This window comes from Streptococcus pseudopneumoniae, from assembly GCF_038148955.1.
GTDB classification, from domain to species: domain Bacteria; phylum Bacillota; class Bacilli; order Lactobacillales; family Streptococcaceae; genus Streptococcus; species Streptococcus pseudopneumoniae_T.
On record NZ_JBBJZY010000043.1, the window covers coordinates 1 to 3,577 of the forward strand.

Here is a 3,577-nt window from a genome sequence, read left to right on the forward strand (position 1 = left end):
CTCAAAGCACTGCTTTGAGGTTGTAGATAGAACTGACGAAGTCAGTAACCATACATACGGTAAGGCGACGCTAACGTGGTTTGAAGAGATTTTCGAAGAGTACTAATCGACGTAATCTCCACCTTCAAAGCCATAGTATTCTTCCAAACTGAGACCACTCTCAGCAATTTCTTTAGCTTCTTTTCCTACATAACGCAGGTGCCATTCCTCAGCCATATAGCCTGTTTCCTTTTCCTTACCTTTGAGATAACGGACAACAAAGCCATAATCAGCAGCGTGGTCCAAGAGCCATTGGGCCGCTTTTTCTTCTGTCACCAAATCACCATTTGTCCCAATCACATCAAAAGCCAAGCCTGTCTGGTGTTCGCTATAGCCAGGACGAGCAGAATAACGGTCGGCAGCTTCTTTCCCATCTTGATTTACATAATCTTGATAGAGCTTGGTCTGAGTTTCATAACTTCTAAAGCCACTGTAATGATCACTGATAGGGAAGCCTGCCTCTTGCATAGCTTTGATGAGTTTGAGCAATTCTGCCTTAGCTGTTGGATTTTCGCCTGGATTATAGTCTTTCGACAAAGGATAATGTTTATTGGCTACGATGATTTCATCGTATTTCCCCTGGATGCTGTAGTAGTCTCCTTTATTGACCACTTCTGCTTTTTTCTGGGCAGCTCCTTGAGACTTACTTCCGACTGTTCCATCAGCTTTGGCTGTCTGTTCTGTCTTAGCTTCTCCGTCTTCATTTTTTGCTTTTTCTTGTGAACAAGCTGCTAGACTCAAGGCTAGCAAGGCTGTCAAGATAAGGTATCTTTTCTTCATTTCTACTCCTTTATTCTAATAGTTTATCTACTTCTAATGATAAACGTTTGACTAATCTTTTAATCTCATCCGGTTTTGCTTGATAGGTTTCTGCTGTCATTTCTTCAAAGGGAACCCACCAGACTGGCCCACGTCCCTTGAGACCGTGACCATTCATATCCCCTGTCCGTCTAGGAAACAGATGCCAGTGAAGATGGGCATCACCATTTCCTAGCAGTTCGATATTCATTTTCTCAGCAGCAAAAGCCTTAGCAACTGCCTCTTGGACCACACTCATTTCCTCTAGAAAACGGAGTCTCGTTTCCTTTTCCAAATGGTGCAATTCGGTGACATGTTCCTTGGCTAGAAAGAGACTGTAGCCTGCAAAATACTGGTGGTCTCCAATCACAAGATAGCCTGTTTCCAACTCTTTGACAAAATAGGGATTTTCCCCCTTCTTGATGAGCTCAATTCTCTGGCAAATCAGGCACATATTAGTCTACCAATGCACTCTTAAGATAAGCATCAACCATGCGTTCCGTTGCGACCACCGAGTCAATATGGGTACGCTCATATGAATGGCTAGACTCGATACCAGCACCAAGAAGGGCATGTTTAACCTCTGCCCCTGCAGACATGGCCGCTGAAGCGTCCGAACCATAAAACGGATAGATGTCCAGCTTAAATGGAATATCTTGCTCTTTCGCCAAGGCGACCAAATGTTGACGGAAATCATAGTGATAAGGACCTGAAGCATCCTTGACACAAATAGACACTGTGTACTCGTCTGTCTGCTGATCATCTCCCATAGCTCCCATATCCACAGCCAGATATTCTACTACCTGAACAGGAATATTAGAGTTAGCACCGTGTCCCACTTCTTCAAAGACTGAAAAAGCAAAATGGGTTGTTACTGGCAATTCAATCTTCTCTTCCTTATAAATACGAAGTAGGTTAAGCAAAATCGCTGCGCTGACCTTGTCATCCAAATGACGAGACTTGATAAAACCTGTCTCAGTTACGACAGTTCGTGGATCAAAGCTGATAAAATCACCAACCTCAATCCCAAGAGCACGAGTTTCTTTTTCATTGGTCACTTTTGCATCCAAACGCACTTCCATATTGTCCTGCGTGCGTTCTGCAGTTCCTGCATCCTTGTAGACATGGCAAGAAGTTTGGTGGATAAGGATGGTGCCTGATACTTTTTCACCTGTGCTAGCCACATGAACGGTACAGTTTTCTCCTTCAATCATGTTCCAAGGAAAACCACCGATACGGTCCAATTTGAGACGACCATCTGGTTTGACAGCACGGACAATAGCACCCAGCGTATCTACATGGGCAGTCACATAGCGATGTTTCTCATCATTTTGACCTTTGATGGTCACATTGACACCACCCTTGGCTGTACGAACTGGCTGGTAACCAAAACCTTCTAAAGTCTTGACTAAATAGTTTGAAATCTCACGAGTGAAGCCTGTTGGCGACGCAATGGCTGTTAGTTCTTTGATATATTCTACTGTTTGATTCATTTCTTCACCTCTTTTGCTACCTATTATAACACATTTATCATCGGATAAAAAAGAAAATCACTCCTGTAGACTTGGCTACAAAAGTGATTTTAGTGATTATTCCATTTCAAAAATATCACTTTCTTGCTTGTTTGGTAGAACCAATGAGAGTAAGATTCCGACAATGGCTGGTACCAACCATGGAAGAGATGCCTTGGCAAAAGGAAGAGCGTTGACAAGATTTGCAAGAAACTCAACTTTAAATGAGCTTCCTAATACGCTTGCAATGGCAATAGCTGTAACAACAGCAATTGTCAACTGCATACCTGGTTTTGAAAGGGCAACAAATTTGTTGACAATGACAATCATGACGATGGCAATCGTGATTGGGTACAAGATAACCAGTACAGGGATTGAGTACTTGATAATTGCACTCAAACCAAGATTTGCAATGGCAAATCCAATCAAGGTAAAGACTGTTGCATAAACCTTGTAGCTGATTTGTGGGAAACGTCCGTTAAAGAACTCCGCTGTTGACACAATTAGACCAACTGTTGTTGTGAAGCAGGTTACAGTAACCATAGCTGCAAGGAAGAGTTGAGCTGTTGAGCCAAAGATTTCTTGAGTAGCTTGTGACAAGATGTAAACACCTGGTGTTCCACCCTTCATCGCTTCAGCAGGTACTGGGAAATGATTTCCAAGGAACCCTAACCCGATGTAAAGAGCGCTGAAGGCAAGGGCAACTACGATACCAACAACCCAAATAGTCGAAATGTATTCTTTCTTACTTGAAAATCCAAGTTGTTTCAAGGTTTGAACTGCGATTACGCTAAAGGCAACTGAGGCAAGGGCATCCAAAGTATTATAACCTTCTAGGAATCCTGTACCAAAGGCAGATGCTTGATAAGCAGCTGAAGCAGCTTGAGGACTTGTTCCACCGTATTTGAAAGCTCCTAGAACAACCAAGATAACAATCAAAATCGCAAAAACTGGCGTTAAAATTCGTCCAATGCGATCCAAGATTTTTGATGGATTAAGCGAAATCAAATAGGCTGCCGCAAAATACAGAACCGTAAAGACAATCAAGCCAAGTCCTTTATTTGCATCCGACAAAAGGGGGCTAATCCCTACTTCGTAAGCTGTTGTAGCTGTACGTGGGATAGCAAAGAATGGACCGATTGACAAGTAAAGAACTGAGAGGTAGAGAGTCGCAAACCAAGGCGCTACCTTTGTTGAAATCTCGTAGATATATCCTTTAGGATTTAGCG

General features: G+C 42.7%; 4 protein-coding genes. All 4 read right to left on the bottom strand.

Going from position 1 to position 3,577, the window contains the following annotated elements; genetic code table 11:
• Positions 1-102: 102 nt before the first annotated feature.
• Positions 103-819, bottom strand: coding sequence for an LD-carboxypeptidase LdcB/DacB (gene ldcB, locus WKI23_RS09315; protein ID WP_368079726.1), 717 nt, complete (start codon positions 817-819; stop codon positions 103-105).
• Positions 820-829: 10 nt separating this feature from the next.
• The gene (locus tag WKI23_RS09320) at positions 830-1,291 is read right to left on the bottom strand and encodes an HIT family protein (RefSeq protein ID WP_368079727.1); all 462 of its coding nucleotides are present in this window, start codon (positions 1,289-1,291) and stop codon (positions 830-832) included.
• 1 nt (position 1,292) lies between these two features.
• A complete protein-coding gene (locus tag WKI23_RS09325) occupies positions 1,293-2,330 on the bottom strand; it encodes a M42 family metallopeptidase (RefSeq protein ID WP_368079728.1) in 1,038 nt (345 codons plus the stop codon).
• 96 nt (positions 2,331-2,426) lie between these two features.
• A partial coding sequence (gene brnQ / locus WKI23_RS09330) for a branched-chain amino acid transport system II carrier protein (RefSeq protein WP_368079729.1) occupies positions 2,427-3,577 on the bottom strand: 1,151 nt, incomplete at its 5' end.